The 19001-nt window shown below is 58.2% G+C and carries 17 protein-coding genes and 2 tRNA genes; 11 read left to right on the top strand and 8 right to left on the bottom strand.

The annotated features are described in order from the left end of the window. The first annotated feature begins 172 nt into the window (after positions 1-172). Complete coding sequence (locus tag IIY41_RS13900) at positions 173-1957, top strand: sigma-54-dependent transcriptional regulator (RefSeq protein WP_009325298.1); 1785 nt, start codon at positions 173-175, stop codon at positions 1955-1957. 51 nt (positions 1958-2008) lie between these two features. On the opposite strand, the gene IIY41_RS13895 is transcribed toward IIY41_RS13900, so the two are convergent. Beyond that, the gene (locus tag IIY41_RS13895; protein ID WP_205485575.1) at positions 2009-4351 is read right to left on the bottom strand and encodes a glycogen/starch/alpha-glucan phosphorylase; all 2343 of its coding nucleotides are present in this window, start codon (positions 4349-4351) and stop codon (positions 2009-2011) included. A gap of 215 nt (positions 4352-4566) precedes the next feature. Between IIY41_RS13895 and IIY41_RS13890 the strand changes: the two genes are divergently transcribed. Continuing rightward, entirely contained in the window at positions 4567-5562 is a 996-nt protein-coding gene (locus tag IIY41_RS13890; protein ID WP_256291105.1) for a LacI family DNA-binding transcriptional regulator, read from the top strand. A 113-nt stretch (positions 5563-5675) separates the two neighbouring features. On the opposite strand, the gene IIY41_RS13885 is transcribed toward IIY41_RS13890, so the two are convergent. From IIY41_RS13885 to IIY41_RS13860, 6 genes are all read right to left on the bottom strand, one after another. Beyond that, a complete protein-coding gene (locus tag IIY41_RS13885) occupies positions 5676-6491 on the bottom strand; it encodes a NisI/SpaI family lantibiotic immunity lipoprotein (protein ID WP_134107348.1) in 816 nt (271 codons plus the stop codon). A gap of 140 nt (positions 6492-6631) precedes the next feature. Then, positions 6632-7030, bottom strand: coding sequence for an InlB B-repeat-containing protein (locus IIY41_RS13880; RefSeq protein WP_287401226.1), 399 nt, complete (start codon positions 7028-7030; stop codon positions 6632-6634). Positions 7031-7042: 12 nt separating this feature from the next. Next, positions 7043-8134, bottom strand: a complete 1092-nt coding sequence (locus tag IIY41_RS13875) for a galactose/methyl galactoside ABC transporter permease MglC (RefSeq protein ID WP_287401224.1) — start codon at positions 8132-8134, stop codon at positions 7043-7045. 12 nt (positions 8135-8146) lie between these two features. Continuing rightward, positions 8147-9649: a sugar ABC transporter ATP-binding protein gene (locus tag IIY41_RS13870; RefSeq protein WP_009325304.1), complete on the bottom strand. Its 1503-nt coding sequence runs from the start codon at positions 9647-9649 to the stop codon at positions 8147-8149. Positions 9650-9743: 94 nt separating this feature from the next. Beyond that, complete coding sequence (locus IIY41_RS13865) at positions 9744-10868, bottom strand: galactose ABC transporter substrate-binding protein (RefSeq protein WP_009325305.1); 1125 nt, start codon at positions 10866-10868, stop codon at positions 9744-9746. A 488-nt stretch (positions 10869-11356) separates the two neighbouring features. Beyond that, positions 11357-12484, bottom strand: coding sequence for a DUF362 domain-containing protein (locus IIY41_RS13860; protein WP_009325306.1), 1128 nt, complete (start codon positions 12482-12484; stop codon positions 11357-11359). 254 nt (positions 12485-12738) lie between these two features. On the opposite strand from IIY41_RS13860, the gene IIY41_RS13855 reads away from it, so the two are divergent. From IIY41_RS13855 to IIY41_RS13825, 7 genes are all read left to right on the top strand, one after another. After that, positions 12739-12814: transfer RNA gene (locus IIY41_RS13855), tRNA-Thr, on the top strand. A 12-nt stretch (positions 12815-12826) separates the two neighbouring features. Then, positions 12827-12912, top strand: a tRNA-Tyr gene (locus tag IIY41_RS13850). Positions 12913-12988: 76 nt separating this feature from the next. Beyond that, positions 12989-13453, top strand: a complete 465-nt coding sequence (locus tag IIY41_RS13845; protein WP_287401220.1) for an HD domain-containing protein — start codon at positions 12989-12991, stop codon at positions 13451-13453. A gap of 306 nt (positions 13454-13759) precedes the next feature. Continuing rightward, complete coding sequence (locus IIY41_RS13840; RefSeq protein ID WP_009325308.1) at positions 13760-14146, top strand: PH domain-containing protein; 387 nt, start codon at positions 13760-13762, stop codon at positions 14144-14146. Between the two features lie 189 nt (positions 14147-14335). Continuing rightward, a complete protein-coding gene (locus tag IIY41_RS13835; RefSeq protein WP_009325309.1) occupies positions 14336-14590 on the top strand; it encodes an AbrB/MazE/SpoVT family DNA-binding domain-containing protein in 255 nt (84 codons plus the stop codon). Next, on the top strand, positions 14587-15438 hold the full coding sequence (locus IIY41_RS13830; RefSeq protein ID WP_009325310.1) for an ABC transporter ATP-binding protein: 852 nt from the start codon (positions 14587-14589) through the stop codon (positions 15436-15438). The genes IIY41_RS13835 and IIY41_RS13830 overlap by 4 nt, the downstream gene beginning before the upstream one ends. Further along, a complete protein-coding gene (locus tag IIY41_RS13825) occupies positions 15435-16079 on the top strand; it encodes an ABC-2 transporter permease (protein ID WP_050005683.1) in 645 nt (214 codons plus the stop codon). The genes IIY41_RS13830 and IIY41_RS13825 overlap by 4 nt, the downstream gene beginning before the upstream one ends. A 217-nt stretch (positions 16080-16296) precedes the next feature. Here the strand turns inward: IIY41_RS13825 and IIY41_RS13820 are convergent, their stop codons facing one another. Then, positions 16297-17184, bottom strand: coding sequence for a LysR substrate-binding domain-containing protein (locus IIY41_RS13820; RefSeq protein ID WP_009325312.1), 888 nt, complete (start codon positions 17182-17184; stop codon positions 16297-16299). Between the two features lie 109 nt (positions 17185-17293). Between IIY41_RS13820 and IIY41_RS13815 the strand changes: the two genes are divergently transcribed. Next, entirely contained in the window at positions 17294-18577 is a 1284-nt protein-coding gene (locus IIY41_RS13815; protein WP_205456889.1) for a cation:proton antiporter, read from the top strand. A 137-nt stretch (positions 18578-18714) separates the two neighbouring features. Further along, the gene (locus IIY41_RS13810) at positions 18715-18969 is read left to right on the top strand and encodes an HPr family phosphocarrier protein (RefSeq protein WP_242853488.1); all 255 of its coding nucleotides are present in this window, start codon (positions 18715-18717) and stop codon (positions 18967-18969) included. Positions 18970-19001 lie beyond the last annotated feature (32 nt).

Raw genomic sequence — 19001 nt, 5'->3', positions numbered from 1 at the left:
ACCTTTCGTCATTTTCATTATACAGGCGTATTTTTTATGCTGGTATGCAGAATCCCTCCGCAAATCGTTTTATTATGAAACACTTAAGAAAATTTGTTGTGTTTTCTTTGTGAATTCGCTATAATAAAGCAAAAATGTGTTTCATTTTTAAACAAAAGAGAGATGAAAGAAAATGCCATCCATCAAAGTACTGGCGATCTCGCCCTATCCCGGGATGGTGCCGCTTTTAACAGAGACCGCGAAAGAATACGACGGCCTGGAGCTGACCATCAGCGTGGGCGATCTGGCCAAAGGGCTGGAGCTCGCGCAGAAAGGCTTCCACGCAAATTTTGATGTGATCATCTCCCGGGGCGGCACGGCCAGACTGCTGAAACAATCCGTTTCGCTGCCGGTCATCGAGATCGGCACCACCGTGTACGATGTCCTGTGCACGCTTCAGCGCGCCAACATTCACGAGGGGCGAGTGGCCATTGTGGGATATTCCAACATCACACAGGATATGGGCATCCTGCGGACGCTGCTGCCATACCAGTTGGACGTATTTACCATACAATCCTCCAGCCAGGCCGTTACCACGCTGCAATACCTGCGGCGGGAGGAATATGCCTCGGTCCTGTGCGATATGGTCACCTACACCGCCGCCAAGGAGATGGACGTCAACGCTTTCCTTATCACCTCCAGCGCCGAAAGCATCCGCGCCGCGTTCGACCAGGCTGTTTTTTTCTGCAGCGCCAACCGCCAGCTGCGCAGCGAAAACCAGTTCCTGCGCCAGCTCCTGCACAAACGCACCAGCCAGACCGTAGTATTCACCCGTGCGGGCAAGCTGGTTTTTTCCACGCTGGAGGACGCCTCCGCAGAGCTGCTGGACATGCTGCGCGAAAAAATCGAGAGCGTGGCCGCCGCGGGACGCATCAAGGTCATGCAGCAGTTCCGCGGGCTGCTGTACAACATTGAAGCGATGCAGCTTCCCTCCGACGGAGAGGCCTATACCGCCTTTTATTTTCTCGCTTCCACACCCCCTGTCGCCGGGGACAAATACGGCATCAGCTACTATAACTGCAGCCAATTGGAGGAGGCGTGCTCCGCCGGTATCTATAACATCACCGGCCTCACCGCCCAATATCATCAAAGCATCCTGCAGGCGGCGGCAGGACGCGCACCGGTGTTTCTGTTCGGCGCCGCCGGAACAGGGAAGGAATATCTGGCGCGCACAATCTACCTGCGCAGCGCGCGTCGCAGCCACCCTTTTATTCAGATCGACTGTAACCTGCTGAGCCGTAAAACCTGGAATTATCTGCTGGGACACCACAGCTCTCCGCTTTGCGATACGGAAAACACGCTGTATTTCCAAAACCTGAACGCGTTGGACGATACGCAGTGGCGCCAGCTTCTGGCCTTTCTGCTGGAGGGACAGACCGCGAAGCACAACCAGCTGATTTTTTCGCGTGTGGAAGCCGGTGACGGGCGCATCAGCGGAGCGGCAATGGAATTCATCAACCGCCTGTCTTGCTTTCCCCTCTGCCTTTCCTCCCTGCACGCCCAACCCGCGCAGGTGGAAACCGCGTTCAGCCTGTATCTGGACCGCCATACGATAGACACCGGCAGGCAGTGGCGCGGCATCGACGCGGATGCGCTTACGCTGCTGCGCCAGTATCCGTGGACGCAGAACTATCTGCAGTTCCACCGCGTGATGGAACGGCTGACGGAACTGTGCACGGATGCACAAATCCGGCTGTCGGACGTTCAGGCCGCCCTGCAGGCGGAGCTTTCCCTTGCGCCCGCCGACGCGGATACGGCGGCCTCTCCCGCCGCCTCTCTCGACCTCTCCCAACCGCTGGCCCTCATCGAGCGGGAGATCGTCCGAATGGTATTGGAAAAAAGCGGTGACAACCAAAGCCGTGCGGCGCAGAGCCTTGGCATCAGCCGCACCACACTCTGGCGGATGCTGAAGGCATAAAAAAACGGCATGGAACTTTTGCTCCATGCCGTTTTGCTTTATCCCATGCGTTTACACGTGCCAGATGTCCCGCGCATATTCCAGAATCGTACGGTCGGACGAAAACACGCCCGCGTTTGCCACATTGCGCACACACTTTGCCGCGAAAGCCCGCGCGTCGCGATAGTCCCGGTTGACAGCCAGGCGCGCGTCGCAGTACTCGATAAAATCCCGCATCAGGAAGTAGTGGTCGGGCTTGTGCCAGCTTGCGCCTTCGGTGAGGGAGGCATACAGTTCGCGGAACATGCCTGTGCCGCCGTCGGAAAATGTGCCGTCCACCAGGCTTTCCACCACGCGCTTTGCGCGCGGCTCCGCCGCGAGGACGGCGTTCGGGTCGTAGCCGTCCTTCTGCAGACGCGCGATCTCATCGGCGCGGGCGCCGAAGATATATTCGTTCTCCGCGCCGGCCTGCTCTGCGATCTCGATGTTTGCGCCGTCCAGTGTGCCCAGCGTCACCGCGCCGTTCAGCATGAACTTCATGTTGCTGGTGCCGGACGCCTCCGTGCCGGCCGTGGAGATCTGTTCGGACACATCCGCCGCCGGGATAATCTTTTCCGCATAGCTGACGTTGTAGTTCTGGACAAACACCACCTGCATCAGGCCGTTCACGTCCGCATCGCCGTTCACCAGTTCCGCCAGCTCGTTGATATACTTGATGATGCCCTTGGCCCGCACATAGCCCGGCGCGGCTTTTGCTCCGAACAGGTAGACGGTGGGCGCGAAATCCGCGCGGGAGATGCGCCCCTCCTTCAGGCCATAGTATGTGTCCAGAATGGAAAAAGCGTTCAGAAGCTGGCGCTTATACTCATGCAGGCGCTTTACCTGCACATCCAGCAGGAAGTCTGCGCGAAGCCGCACGCCCTCGTGCTTTTCCACATACGCCGCGAGCTGCCGTTTTTTCTCCCGCTTGACGTCCATGAAACGCGCCAGAAATGCAGGGTCGTCCGCGCAGGGCTCCAGCCGCTTGAGCTGGGAGAGGTCTGTCAGCCAGCCGTCGCCAACAGCGTCGTGCAGCAGCGCCGCCAGTTCCGGGTTTGCCAGCGCCAGCCAGCGCCGTTGGGTAACGCCGTTGGTCTTGTTGTTGAACCGCTCGGGATACAGCTCGTACCATTCGTGCAGAGCGGTGTCCTTCAATATCTCAGTGTGCAGGCGCGCCACACCGTTGGTGGAGTGGGTGGCAAAAATGGCCATACGCGCCATATGCACCATGCCGTCCTCCAGGATGGCATAGCGGGACACCTCGCCCATGGGCACGCCCCTCTGCTCCAGCGTGCGGCGCAGCAGCGCGTCCAGCTTTTTCACATACGGATACACCCGGGGCAGCACGCCGCGGAACAGCTTCTGATCCCATTTTTCCAGCGCCTCGGGCATAATGGTGTGGTTGGTGTAGGCAAAGGTATCGTGGGCCACCTGTACTGCGTCGGCAAAACGCATGCCCGCCTCTTCCACCAACAGGCGCAGCAGCTCGGGAATGGCCACTGTGGGGTGGGTATCGTTGAGCTGTACCGCGTATGCGTCGGCAAAATGGGTGAAATCCCCGCCATGGGCCGCGCGGTAAGCACGCACCATGTCCTGCAGCGACGCGCTGGAGAAGAAATACTGCTGCTTGAGGCGCAGGCGCTTGCCTGCGTCGGTGTCGTCGTTGGGGTACAGCACACGGCTGATATCTTCGGCGGCGTCCCGCTCGCGCACGGCAGCGGCATATTTCTGGGCGTTGAACAAATTGAAATCGAATGCCTGGAACGGCTCGGCCTGCCACAGACGCAGTGTATTGACGGTTTTCATTCCGTAGCCGATGACAGGCGTGTCGTAAGGCACGGCGCGCACGGCCTGCCCGCCGAACTGCACAGTGACGGCATCCTCCTCCCGGCGAACGCTCCATGGATCTCCAAAGCGCTGCCAGTCATCGGCGGTCTCTTTCTGGAAGCCATCCTCAAAATACTGCCTGAACAGGCCGTACTGGTACCGGATGCCGTAGCCGTCCAGCGGCACGCCCTGCGTGGCGGCGGAATCCAAAAAGCACGCGGCCAGGCGGCCCAGGCCGCCGTTGCCCAGCGCCGCGTCCTCGATCTCTTCAAACACGTTCGCATCCACACCCGCGTCCAGCAGCATCTGCTGCACCTCGCCCAGGCGGCCCATGTTCAGCAGATTGGCGTAAACGAGGCGTCCCACAAGAAACTCCGCCGAAAGGTACGCCACGCGCTTGCCCGGCGCGCGCTTCCATGCGTCCGCAGCGAGGTCCAGCGCTGCTTTGGACACCGCGTTGTACAGCTCACGGGGCGTAGCCTGGGCAATGGTTTTCCGGCAGTCGGCCGCAAGCACCTGCCCCGTCAGTATCTGAATATCTCTTTTCATGGAAAAACTCCTTTCCTGAACCGCCGCCGCGGGATAAAAGCAATTTATTTTCGCAAATTTTCGTAGAACACCACCATGTTAGCATTGGATACGGATTTCGTCAAGGCGTATTTTGTGATATTTCAATAAAATATTCTTTCTCTCCCATTGCAAAGAGCGGCGGTGCGGGTTATACTAAACAGGATATCGGACAACGAAGGGAGGCGCAGCGCTTGGTGACGATCCGGGACATTGCCCAACGGCTGGGAATCGCGGTGAGCACGGTTTCAAAAGGATTGAACGGCGCGCCGGACGTGAGCGCAGAGACCCGCCAGCTTGTGCTGGACACGGCGGTGGAAATGGGCTATGCGGCCAAGCGTACCCGCAGGCAGGCACAGCCCAAGGTGTGTGTGCTGGTGGAAAATATGGAATACGCCAACATCGGCCAGTTCGGGTACGAGATCGTGGCCGGGTTCCGGCTGGCGGCCGCGGCACGGGGATGGGCCGTGGATGTGCTGCCCACCACGCCCGAGGCGCAGGCGCGCACCAAATACGGCAGCCTGCTGCTGGAGGGCGGATACGGCGGCGCCTTCATTCTCGGCCTGACGCCGCAGGATGCATACATGCGTGCGCTGGCCGGCACTGGCACGCCCACAGTGCTGCTGGACAACTGCGTTCCCAACGCCAGCGTCGGATATGTGGGCACCGACAGTTGGGAGGGCGTGGAGCTCGGCGTGCGGCATCTGGCCGGATTGGGACATCGGAAAATCGCCTTTTTGAACGGCACGCGGGATTCAATGGTGTCTGAGGAAAGGCGGCTGGCTTTCCTGCACGCCACCTGGCTGTGCGGGCTTTCCGCCGACGAACGGATGATGGCCTATGGGTATTATGAACAAAACTGTGCGCGCGAATACGTGCCGCATTTTCTTGCGCAGGGCGCGACAGCCATCCTGTGCGCCAGCGACGGCATCGCCCGAGGGGTGCTGGCCGAGCTGCGGCGTCTGGGCCTGCGCGTGCCCGGGGACGTGAGCGTGATGGGCTACGACGACCTTCCGCTGGCCGCCGGCTGCGAACCGCCCCTTACCACCATCCGGCAGGACAGGCTGGCGCTGGGCAAAAGTGCGTTCAGCCTGCTGGACAGTCTGATGAACGGTGTTGCCGTAAGCAAGGTGCTGCTGCGTCCGCAGCTGATCGTCCGGGAGAGCACCGGGCCTGCGCCTGTACGGAAATAGGCCCGCGGAAAAACAAAAAAAGGCGCTCCGCAGCCATTCCGGCTGTTGAGAGCGCCTTTTTTTGCGCCAGCCCTCCGGCAGGGATGCGGCAAAGGGCCGCCCGGATGGCAGCGTCAGGACGCGCCCGGCGCGCGCCGCTCCGCTTCGGCCCGCAGCAATGCGCCGTCCACCTCTACCGCCACAGCCGATCCGCTGTCCGTTCCCTCCAGCGCGTACACCGCGCCGTACACGCGGCTCTCCCGCCGCTGGGCGGAAAGCGGCCCCGGCACCGGTTCGATATGCTCCAGCTCCGCGCGCGTCAGTTCCCGCCCGGTATCCGCATCGAACACGCAGGAGCGGGCAAGCACGCCCAGATATGCGCCCTGCGCCTCCGGCGCAACGGGTGTATCTGTGACAAGGTAGACTGTCTCTCCGCAAGTGAGCCTGCGGCAGTCCTCCGGCATCACCGCAAAGGCCTCCCCGTATCCCCCGGCCTGCCGTGCAAAGCTGAGGACCTCCGCTTCCGGCGGCAGTACATCCGCGGGTACCGCGCGGCGGAATGTGCCGTCCACCATCACGGCCACAGCGCCGTCCGTCGTGCCGGGCAGCGCCCATACGTTCAGCACCTGCACGGTGCGCCCGCCCTCCGGCAGCCTTTCCTCCAGCCGGGCCAAAGCAGAGAAGGAAAGCGTCACACCGCAGGTATCCACGACGCGCCCTTCCCCGTCCACCGCCGCCAGTGTCTGGATATCGCCCAGCTTGCGCCCCACTGCATCACGCGGTACAGCCTCCCGCAGCGTAATATATTCCACCCCGCCGCAGGTAAAGCGTGCCGGGTTCGCTGGGTCCAGCGTGCAGGCGTCCTCTCCATCGGCACAGCAGCCCGTCAGAACGGCCGCCAGCATGAGGACCGTCCACAGGACGGCGCGTATTCCATTTTGTTTTTTCATGTTTTCTCCACTCCTTTTTGCTTCCGCAGCTGTATCCTAACGCGCAATTCTAAGGAAAGCATAAGAGCGGAAAAACACGGCGGCCCTATACGGAAAACCGTACAGGGCCCTTTAAGCTTTGATTCGGCGCGGCGCCGCATTTACGGCACGGGCTGCCAGCGCGCGTAGAGGTACATGCTGTCCTCCACCGTATCCTGCGCAAAATCCCAGGGTCTGTGCTCACGTTCCACATCCCAATACCAGCCGCCAAAGACATATCCCTCTTTCACGGGGTCCTCGGGACGCCGGACCAGCTCGCCGTAGCGGCAGGTCTGCGCGGGCACCTGGGAACCGCCGTCGGTTTCAAACGTAACGGTGAATCCGCCGCTGCCCGCAAGAAACACGATGGCGAGCGCAAGCGCGGCCAGACCAGCCAAAATCGCCCCGGTCAGCGCCTTCACGGATATCGTCACGCCGCGGTACATATTGTTCGAGCCGCGGTACCGCGGCTCGGGCGCAGTGTCCCGGAGCGCGCCTTCCGAGCGGTGTTCTTCTTCCATGGCGCCCTCCGGTCACTTGCGTACCAGATACTTGCGCATATCGATGGCGCAGGCCACAAGGATGATCAGGCCCTTGATGATGTACTGCAGATTGGACGAGACACTCATAAACGTGAGGCCCACGAAGATAATGCGCAGCAGCACCACGCCGATGATGACGCCGCGGATCTTGCCGATGCCGCCGACGAACGAGACGCCGCCGATGACGCAGGCCGCGATGGCGTCCAGCTCATAGTTCAAGCCGGTGTTTGCCGTATTCGCGCCGATGCGCGCGCCCTCGATGAAGCCGGTGAAGCCGTACATCACGCCCGCCAGCGTGAAAACCAGAATGGTGGTGGCGGCGACGTTCACGCCGGAGACGTTCGCAGCCTCGGGATTGGAGCCTACGGCGAACATGTTCTTGCCGAAAGTCGTCTTGTTCCAGACGAACCACATCACGACGGTGATCACGATGGCATACCACACAAAGTTGGGGATGGGGACCATATTGCCCTTGCCGTCCGGCACCGAAAGGATGCTCCCGGTGATGAGATTGGTATAACTTTTATCCAAGCCGGAGATAGACTGCCCATTGTTGTTGCCCTGCATCAGGTAAATGAGCAGCGTGCCGTACACGATGAGCTGGGTGGCCAGCGTGACAATGAACGGGTGCAGATTGAACTTGGCCGTACAAAAGCCGTTGACAGCGCCCACCAGCGTGCCGATGGCAATGACTGCCAAGATGACGATGGGCACGGGGACAGTGCCGATGCCCGGGAACATCTTATTGGGGTACTCCGCCATCTGCAGCAGCGAAGCCGCCACGCAAGCCGTCAGGCCCACAACGCGCCCGGCCGAAAGGTCGGTGCCTGTCAGAATGATCGCGCCCGCGATGCCCAGCGCAATGGGCAGATTCGCGGCCGAGAGCGAAACGATGTTGATGATGGATTTCATCGACACGAAGTTCGGGTTATAGACGGCAATGCCGATGATGGCCGCAATAAGGAAGATATAGAGCGAATTATCAATGAAAAACTCGCCCCACCAGCGCCGCTTATCCTCCTTTTCCATGGCTTTGAAGTTTTCCAAGCGCTGCTTGATGGTCAGTTTGGCATTCGTTCCCACAGTGATTCCTCCTTATGCGTATTTGGCGGCAAGCGTCATGATCTCTTCCTGCGTCGTGGCCTTTGCATCCACTTCTCCGGCGAGCCGCCCGCCGGACATTACAAGGATGCGGTCGCACACGCCCAGAAGCTCCGGCATTTCCGAGGACACCATGATAACGGCCTTGCCCTCTTTGGCGAGGTTGATGATGAGCTGATAGATCTCGTACTTTGCACCTACGTCAATGCCCCGGGTGGGCTCGTCCAGCAGCAGCACCTCGGGGTCTGTCAGAAGCCACCGGCCCAGGATGACTTTCTGCTGGTTGCCGCCCGAAAGCGAACGGATCTTCGTATCCTGAGACGGCGTTTTGATGCGCATGGCCCGAATGGACCACTCCGTACTCTCCTCCATCTTCTTTCTGCTGAGGTACAGGCCCTTTACCTTATATTTCTTCAAGCTGGAGATGGTGGTATTCTCCTGAATGTCCAAAATGCCAAAGATGCCCGTGGCGCGCCGCTCCTCGGTGAGCAGCGCGAACTTGTTTTTGATCGCGTCGCGGGCACGGCGGTTCTTCACCTCTTTGCCGTGCAGGCGGATGACTCCGCTTTTGCGGGTAGCCACGCCGAAAATATTTTCCAGCACCTCGGTGCGGCCGGAGCCGTCCAGGCCGGCGAGGCCGACGATCTCGCCCTTATGTACATTGAAGGAAACATCGCGCAGCTTGGAATACATGGCCGTCAGGCCCTCCACCTCCAGCAGCACGCCGCCGATCTCGTTGTCCTTGGGCGGGAAGCGGTTTGTCAGCTCACGGCCCACCATCAGCTTGATGATGCGCTCCATCGTCATTTCCGCCGCCGGCTCTGTGGCGACCCACGCGCCATCGCGCATGACGGTCACTTCGTCGGAGATACGCAGGATCTCCTCCATCTTGTGGGAAATATAAATGATGCCGCAGCCGCGGTCCCGCAGCATATTGATGATGCGGAACAGGTGCTCCACTTCCTCCTCAGTAAGCGAGGAGGTGGGCTCGTCGAACACGATGACGTCGGAATGGTACGAGACAGCTTTGGCAATCTCCACCATCTGGCGCTGGGCCACGGGCATCGTGCTCATAATGGTGCGCGGGTCCACATGGATGCCCAAATCATCAAAAATCGCCGCCGTATCAGCGAGCATCTTTTTTTCGGACGTGAAGGGCCCCACCGTGGGATAGCGGCCGAGCCAGATATTGTCCATAACATTGCGCTTGAGTGCCTGGTTCAACTCCTGATGCACCATGGCGACGCCGTGTTCCAGCGCCTCTTTCGAGGTTTTGAAGCTGACTTCCTTCCCATTCAGCAGGATCTGCCCGCTGTCCTTGCTGTAAATGCCGAACAGGCACTTCATCAGGGTGGACTTGCCCGCCCCGTTTTCCCCCATCAGTGCATGCACCGTGCCGCGCTTTACCGTCAGCGAAACATTGTCGAGCGCCTTGACGCCGGGGAAGGACTTGCAGATATTTTTCATTTCGAGCAGAACGCTGTTGTTGTTCTCCATTCGGCCTCTCCTCCGCGTAAAATCTCAGATTCAAGCAGGAAGATAGCCGCCCGTAGAGGCAGCTATCTTCCTGCTGTTTGCTTGATCGGGTCTATCAGCCGGTGTAAACGGCGTACGGGATGCGGATCTTGGCACTGGCATCATCCACATTGTAGCTGTCGGTGCCGTCCATCAGGGCCGCGCCGCTGGTGGCGTTCTTGGCAAGCAGCGCAATGGCCGCCGCCATGCCTTCGGCGTCCTGCTTGATGCTGCCGACCATGCTGCCGGCGGCGATCAGCTCTTTGGCTGCATCGGTGGCGTCAACGCCGAACACAGGGATGGCCTTGTCCGCGCTGGCGTTGTAGCCGGCGGTCTTGAGCGCTGTGATAGCGCCCTCGGCCATGCCGTCGTTGTTGCAGATGACCAGCTCGACCATGTTGTTATTGGCCTCGGTGTACTCGGACAGAATCGTCGTCATATACTCGTTGGAAGCCTGCGCGGACCATGTGCCGTTACGGTCCACCAGGAACTTGTCGGCGTTGTTGGCGTCATAGAACGTCAGCGCCGGCTTGCCGGCGGCCTCCAGCGCAGCGTCGCAGTCCTCGACGGCATACTGGGTGCGGTATTCGGCCTCGGGGTTGGCGTTCTGGCCCTTAAACATGACATAGGAGATGGTGCCGTCACCGTTCAGGTCCACGTCGTCATAATTCGCCAGCAGATAATCAGCGATCATCTGGCCCTGCATGTGGCCGGCCTCGGCCGCGTCAGTGCCGATGAACGCACATTTTTCATAGCTGTTCACCACGGCGTCGGACACTTCGCGGTTGAAGAAGATCACGGGGATGTCCGCTGCCTTCGCCTTGTCCACGATACCCTGCGCCGCGTCGTCGGAGCCTGTCTCGACGATGTTCACAATCAGGCAGGTAGCGCCTTTCGTGATGGCAGTATCAACCTGCTCGGTCTGGGTATTCTGCTGAGAGTTGGAATCATAGTCCTGGTACTCAACGCCCAGCTTATCCAACTCCGCGTCCAACGCGGTGCGGACCGTGGAAATATATGTGTCGCTGTACGTGTAATAGAAAACGGCGATGGAGCCGTCGGCCGCCGCAGGCGCGGAAGCCGGCGCGGAGCCAGAGGTATCCGGCGCTGTGGAAACAGGCGCGGAAGAACCGCTGCCGCCGCATGCCGCCAGAGAAAGTGCCAGGCACGCCGCCAGAAGGATCGCTAGTACTTTTTTCATACGTTTCTCTCCTTTTCATTTGCATTTTCCCCACACGCCGCCGGAGCCTCCTGCAATGCGGCATGTGCGCCGCCGGGCCTCCCGCCGCCGCAGGCAGCAGGGCCCGCGCATCTGCGCAAGGCCGCTCCGCATGGATTATCCATGCAGCAAAATGTGAAGAAGCGGAAGCTATGCTGCTTCCTGCAACGGTTTGATATTATCATCGTAATTGTAAAAAGTCAACAAAATCATTTGTTTTGATATCTTTTTTTCATAATTATAAAACAAATAAATTTCCATATTTTTCTATAATAAGGTAAAAATTTTCATTATTAGATTATAAACTCAAAAAATGAAAAATATATTTTTATCCTTAAAAATGGATATTTGTTGTATATTTTAAATAAAAACTGACATTTTCATGCTAATTCAAACTGTTTTCTGTACAAAGTGCAGAAAGAAGCTCTGCATAAAAAAGCGGCGGGTATCCCCGCCGCTCAAAAGCTTCTTCATTTGACTGTAATCAGTTCATAGCTGCGTGTGCCCAAACCGATTTTTTCCCCATGCTCCATACACGAGCGCCAATCTGTATTGGGAGAAACATTCGTAAAATGGTCGTGATGGTCACGGGCGCCGCAGGCGCGCAGGTTTTCGTCCAGCAGGCTTCCGGGCATCACGGGCATGCGGTTGCACGCGTCCGCGCACGCTACGTCCAGCGCCACAGGGTCAAAGCTGGCGAACATCCCCACGTCCGGAATGATAGCCGTGTCATTCTCACCGTGGCAGTCGCAGTAAGGCGAAACCTGGTTGACGATATTGATATGGAAAGCCGGGCGGCCGTCCACCACAGCCTTGGCGTACTCGGCCATCTTGCAGTTCAGCTCGTCGTTGGCGGAATCGTTGCCGTTGTATACGGCGTCAAAATTGCATGCACCGATGCAGCGGCCGCAGCCCACACATTTGCCGTGGTCGATGCCCGCTTTGCGGTTTTCATCAAAAGCAATGGCTCCGTGCGCGCAGTTTTTCATGCACACGCCGCAGCCCCGGCAAACGCTTTTGTCCACGTCCGGCTTACCCGCGCAATGCATGTCCATCTTTCCTGCGCGCGAACCGCAGCCCATGCCGATATTCTTGATGGCGCCGCCGAAGCCCGTGCTCTCGTGCCCTTTGAAGTGGGACAGCGAAATGAATATATCCGCATCCATCACGGCGCGGCCGATATGGGCCTCCCGGATGTATTCGCCGCCGCGCACGGGCACGTCCACCTCATCCGTCCCCTTCAGGCCGTCTGCAATAATGATCTGGCAGCCGGTGGAAAATGGCGAAAACCCGTTTTCATAAGCCGCTTCGATATGGTCCAGCGCATTTTTGCGGCGCCCCACATACAGCGTGTTGCAGTCTGTCAGAAACGGGCGGCCGCCCAGCTCTTTCACGGCGTCCGCAACGGTCTTTGCAAAATTGGGCCGCAGGTAAGAAAGGTTGCCCGGTTCGCCGAAATGGATTTTGATAGCGGCATATTTATCCTGAAAATCGATCTGTCCGATGCCCGCTTTGAGGATCAGCCGCTTGAGTTTCTGCTGCAGGTTCGTGCCCGGCAGCGCACGCATGTCTGTAAAATATACTTTAGAGGGTCCCATTCCTGTTCTCTCACTTTCTCTGTTCAGTTGTGTGCCGTGCCGCATCTGCGCGGCGCTTTTCTTCCTCTTTTATCTTAGAGCCGCGCGGCAAAAAAAGCAAGAGGAAAGGCGCGTACCGCGCTCCCGTAAAAGTTTTCTCCGTCCGGTAAAAAAGGGGCTTGACAAAGGCCGGAGGAATTGATATTATATTTAAGCGCCATGATTCTTCTTTTGGGCGCATATAAAGGATATGAAGCTGGCAAGCCGATTTCCACGCTGGTGTAGCTCAGCTGGTAGAGCAGCTGATTTGTAATCAGCAGGTCGGGGGTTCGAATCCGTCCACCAGCTCCATTTATTGAATATGGGAGAGTTCCCGAGTGGCCAATGGGGGCAGACTGTAAATCTGTTGCGTCTTCGCTTCGATGGTTCGAATCCATCCTCTCCCACCAAAAAAGTTGCATTTCATTTTTGGAATGCAACTTTTTTATTTTTGCTGTCATCTCACCGGAAAAAGGCGGTATAAACATGGGAGAAATATTAAACAAAGCAATCGTGTACGCAGTAAAGGCTCATAACGGCCAGGTGAGAAAGGGTACGCAGGTCCCCTACATTCTTCATCCCTTGGAGGCTGCGTCTATTGTAGGCACTCTGACAACGGATGAAGAAGTCATAGCAACCGCTGTTCTGCACGACGTCGTGGAGGATACCGCCGCCACAACAGAATGCATTCAAGAAGCCTTTGGGGAAAGGATCGCCGCTTTGGTCGCTGCAGAAAGCGAAAACAAACGAGAAGATCTGCCTGCCGGATCGACCTGGAAAATCCGTAAGCAGGAAACAATAGATCACTTGAGGGACGCTTCCATAGAAGTAAAAATGTTAACGCTCGGCGATAAGCTTTCCAATATCCGTTCCCTTTACCGGGATCAGCTTGTTTACGGAGAGCGGTTATGGCAAAGATTCAACCAAAAAGATAAACAGGAACACTACTGATATTACAAACGCATTGCCGAATGCCTCACAGAACTGAAGAATCATTGTGCTTACGCAGAATACGCCGGGCTGGTAGAAAAAACCTTTAAAGAATGATCCCCTGCAATTATTCGCTGTCCCTGAAGCTCTCATAAAAACCAAAGAGCGGGCTGTCCGCCAGTCTCTTTGGGAAGCTGGTTCCGGAAAACACCAATTGAAACGCGCTGTTTCCTTGGGCGGCAGACAAAATGTCCGACACAAATTTTCTGCTTTGGTTGATTTTGCCGCACCGGCTTGGTACAATAACACCAAAAGGGGGCTTTGGCTATGGAAAACGCAGACAACGGCGGCATCGTTTGGAGCGACCGAAAACGCATCGCATTCGGCCTGCCATGGACTTTTACGAAATATACGCTGACAAAAGAAAAGCTGCTCATCCACACCGGCATGCTGAACACGCAGGAGGATGAGGTGCGCCTGTACCGCATTATGGACGTGACGCTGCGCCGCTCGCTGTGGGAGCGTATGTTCGGCCTTGGCACCATCCATTGTTGCTCGGCGGATAAGTCCACGCCGGAGTTCGATATCGCCTGGGTGAAGGACGCGGCACAGGTAAAGGAAACGCTCTCCGACATGGTGGAGGCTGAGCGCATGGCAAAACGCGTGAGCAGCCGCGAATTTATGACGGACGACGAGGACGGTGAAATGCTGTAACGCGCCGTCCCGCAAAAATATCATTCCGGCGCCGCCGGACGGGAAGACCGTCCGGCGGCGCTTTTGTTTTTTAGAACAAATATTTCTGTTTTTCCGGAAAAGGTATTGTTGACTTTTTGTTTCATAAAAGTATAATAAGTTATACAAGTTATATTTTTAAGAATTTTATTAAAAAAGAGAGGGCTGTTTATGAGCATGAAAATGCCAAAAGGGAAATACATGGCTACTGTCAAGGTAGGCGAAAAAGGGCAGATCGTCATCCCGAAGGGAGCGCGGGAGCTGTTCGGCATTGAGCCAGGAGACACGCTTCTGCTTATGGCGGACGTGAAACAGGGCATCGCCATCGTGCAGAATGACGCATATATGAAATTCGTGGACGCCGTGTTCAGCGTGCAGCAGGAGCCTCCTGTGGCACCGGACGGCGAATTGGAGGCAGAAAAATGAACGTGCTTTCTGTTCGCGGATTATGCAAGCGGTACGGCTCTTTTGCACTGCGGGACGTTTCCTTTGACGTTGCGCCCGGTTCCATCACGGGCTTCATCGGCCGCAACGGCGCCGGAAAAACAACAACGCTGAAATCGCTGTTGGATTTTGTACACCCCGACGCCGGCGAGGCGCTGTTTTTCGGCAGGCCGCTGTCCGCGGATGAATTCGGCGTCAAGCAGGCGGTGGGGTTTGCGTCCGGAGGCTTCGGGTTTTATCCCCTTAAGCGCCTGCGCACTGTAACGGATGTAACGCGCCGCTTTTATCCGAGCTGGGACGAGACGGCTTACCGCCGGTATCTCGCGCTGTTCGCGCTGGATGAAAACAAACGAGTGAAAGAGCTTTCCGAGGGCATGAAGGTAAAGTACGCCCTGGCTCTGGCACTCTCTCACCGGGCGCGGCTTTTGGTGCTGGACGAACCCACCAGCGGGCTGGATCCCGTTTCCCGGGACGAACTGTTGGAGATCTTTCTCCAGCTTGCCCAGGACGAAGGCATCAGCATCCTGTTTTCCACGCATATCACCTCCGACCTGGAAAAATGCGCCGACCACATCGTATACCTGCGGCAGGGCGAGGTGGCGGCAGACGCAGACGCGGACGCACTGCGCGCCCGGTACCGCACAGCCGCACTGACAGCCGCGCAGCGGGACGCTGCGCCCGAGGGCCTGCTGCTGGGATGCAAACGGGAGCGGGAAGGCTTCAGCGCTCTGCTGCGGGCCGAGGATGCGCCCCGCCTTGGCGCCGATACCGCGCCCGCATCGCTGGAGGATATTATGGTACATCTGGAAAAGGAGGACGGCGGCCTATGAAAAACCTGATGCGCAAGGAGCTTGTGCTGGCCATGCATCCGGCTTCGGTGCTGTTCCTGCTGCTTTCCGCAATGCTGCTCATCCCCAACTATCCTTATTATGTCATTTGCTTTTACACCTGCCTGGGCACCTTTTTCATCTGCCTGACGGGGCGGGAGAACCGGGACATCGAGTTCACGGCGCTGCTGCCCGTGCGCAAGACCGATCTTGTGCGGGCGCGCGTTTTTACGGTGATGCTGATGCAGCTGGCACAGCTCGTGATCGCCGTTCCCTTCGCCGTGTTCAGCAGCCGTGTCTCCGCGGAAAACCTTGTGGGCATGGACGCGAACACCGCGTTTTTCGGATTCGCGCTGGTGCTGTACGGCGTGTTCAATCTTGTCTTTTTCCGAAACTACTACCGCGCGCCGGGCAAGGTCGGCAAGGCCTTCGGTTGGGGCTGCGGCGCCCTTACTCTTTGCATGGTGGTATTCGAGGCCTGCGCCCACACCGTCCCCTTTGTGCGGGACCGCCTGGACACGCCGGACCCGGCGTTCCTGGGCGAAAAGCTCACCTTATTGGCCGCTGGCGCCGCACTGTACGTGCTGCTGTCGGCGCTGGCATTGCGGCGCGCCATGCACAGCTTTGCCGCGCTGGACCTGTGAGCCACCCTCGCGTTTTGCAGTGTAAAACATCAAAAGGCAGGGTCGTAAAGCCCTGCCTCAGCTTGTCGAAAAAGCTTCGCTTTTACGCGCCTCGGCACTGGCCCTGCGGGGCGTCGCGGGGTTATTTTAAATGAAAAAGGGATTCTCCACCCCTTTTTCAAGCTTTTTCCCCGGACGCTTCTTTTATTTCTTTGCCTTTTTCCGTGCCTCCCCCGGCTCAGCGCCGGCCGATATATAGACGGCGCAGCTCCTCCAGGATCTCCGGATGGGAAAAATCCTGATGATGCACCATATTGATGCGCCGCACCATGCCCGGCTTCTCCAGCGGGACGACTGCCAGGCGGCCCGCCTGCTCGTCCTCGCGGCAGGCGCTGTGGGCGATGACGGAAATGCCCAGATCCTGCGCGACAAGCTCCTTGATGGTGGCGACACTGTCCATCTCGATGATGATATTGAAGTCCCGGATATCCGCCCCGCATTCGGACAGATAACTCTCAAACATCGAGCGCGTGCCCGCTCCCTTGGGACGCATGATGAACCGCTCGCCCTGCAGTGCGCCGATGGCGACGCTGGCACGCCGTGCCAGCGGGTGGATGGGCGACACCACAAGACACAGGTAATCGGTATCCAGCAGCACTTCGGTGTAGCCGGATGCCGGGAACTGCCCGTCCACGATGGCTACATCCAGCTCGTAGGAGCGCATCATATCATAAAGATTTTTTATGGTGTCCGTAACGATATTGATGTGTACGCCGGGCGTCTGGTTGCAGTATTCGGCCAGCACCTGCGGCACACAGCTTTCGCCCACGGTGTGGGTGATGCCCACCCCGATGTGCGACATGCAGATGCGGCTGTCCTCGATGGCCTGGCGGGCGTTGCGGTATACAGCCAGCGCCCGGCGGGCGTATTTTACCAGAATCTCGCCTTCCGGCGTCAGGCGCAGCTCTTTTTTATCCTTATAAAATATATGAATGCCGAACTCCTGCTCCAGCTGGCGCATATGATGGCTGACAGCGGGCTGTGTGAGCGAAAGCCGCTGTGCCGCCCGTGTGTAACTGCCCGCACTGATGACCTCTAGGAGGGTCTCTATCTTCGCATCAAACATTTTGCTCCCCAATTCATTAAAAAAATTTATACACATATGAAAAGTCATAATTTGATTTTATCATAGTGTGCGCATATAATCAAGCACACAACAGAAAGAGGTGTGCTTGATGAACATTTTTACCTTGCCGCAAAGCGCGGGCGGCGTATTACTGGGCGTCGCCATTCTGCTGACAGCCGGTTTTTTGATGACGCGCCTGACGCGGCGCCTGCATTTACCCAACGTGACGGGCTATATTCTGGCAGGTATCCTGGTGGGACCGTATGCACTGAACCTGATCCCCGCATGGCTGTCCGGCGGCATGGAATTCGTCACCGATCTCGCGCTCTCCTATATCGCGTTTTCCGCCGGACGGTATTTCCGTATCGCGGATCTGAAGCGTTCCGGCGGAAAGGTGCTGGCTGTCACACTGGCCGAGGCGCTGTGTGCCGCCGTGGCCGTCACGCTGACGATGATCTTCGTATTCCGCCTGTCCGTGCCGTTTGCACTGCTGCTGGGCGCCATCGGCTGCGCCACGGCCCCTGCCTCCACCATCATGACGATCCGGCAGTACCGCGCCAAAGGACCTTTCGTCAACCTGCTTTTGCAGGTGACCGCTTTGGACGACGCGGTGGCCCTGACCGCCTTCAGCGTTTGTACCGCCGTGGTGAACGCGCTGCAGACAGGCCATATACAGTTTGCAGACGTGGCGCTGCCCCTGCTGTGGAATCTGGGGGCGGTGGCGCTGGGGCTGGCGCTGGCCGTGCTGCTGCGTTGGCTTGCCGGGCAGGGGCATTCCCAGGCACACACACTGGTACTCGTCAACGCGGTGCTTTTGTTTTTGAGCGGGCTGTGCTCGACACTGGGCATTTCACCGTTGCTGGCCTGTATGGCACTGGGCGCGGGTTATGTGAACCTGGGCGGCGAAAAGCGTCTGTTCAAGCGGATGGACAAATTCTCTCCGCCGTTCCTGCTGCTGTTCTTCGCGCTTTCCGGCCTGCGTCTCAACATCCCGTCCCTCGCAACGGCGGGCGTTATCGGCGTGGCCTATTTCTTCGTACGCATCGCAGGCAAATACGCGGGGGCCAGCAGCGGTGCGGCGCTGTGCCGCGCCGACCCGTCCATCATCAAATATCTGGGCCTCGCTCTCACGCCTCAGGCCGGCGTTTCCATCGGTCTTGCCGTGCTGGGCCAACGCATGCTGCCTGCGGCCGAAGGCACGATGCTGGCCACCATCATCCTTTCCTCCGCTGTACTGTATGAGCTGACCGGCCCGGCCTGCGCAAAGCTTGCGCTGCTGCGCAGCGGCGCCATCCCCCGCCCTGCAACCCGGCAGCCCACCCGCGGGCATGGGCGGATGCCGAGCATGCCGGATACGGGCGACACGCAGGAACCGCCTCGCGCGGCGGGATAAAAACGCCGCGCCACCGCAAAAAAACACAAAAACCCCTTTGTCATACGCTTCCTTTTATTGTATAGTAGAAGAGTAATCAAGACGTTTGCCTGGGCTCCGCGCAGTTCTGCGCGGCTGGAAAGGAGCGGTTTGCATTGGTGAGTTTTGCATATACCCTGACCGACCCGATGGGCCTGCACATGCGTCCCGCCGGTATGATGGCAAAGCGGCTGGCCGAAACGCCCTGTTCCGTCGTCATCCGATGCGGCACACGCAGTGCGGACGCGAAGAGCATCCTGAACGTGATGGCTCTGGCGGCCAAATGCGGCGAGACTGTGACCATAGAAGTAAGCGGTGAAGACGAAGAAGCCACCCTGCAGGAGCTGAGGGAATTTTTCACTGCCAACTTCTGAGCGGCGCGACCCGAACGAAAGCAGAGCGCCCC

Origin of the sequence: Ruthenibacterium sp., from assembly GCF_017421385.1 — a bacterium.
In the GTDB taxonomy this organism is placed as follows: Bacteria; Bacillota; Clostridia; order Oscillospirales; family Ruminococcaceae; genus Ruthenibacterium; species Ruthenibacterium lactatiformans.
Note: the sequence above shows the minus strand (reverse complement) of the source record. Positions and strands in the feature narration are given on the sequence as shown.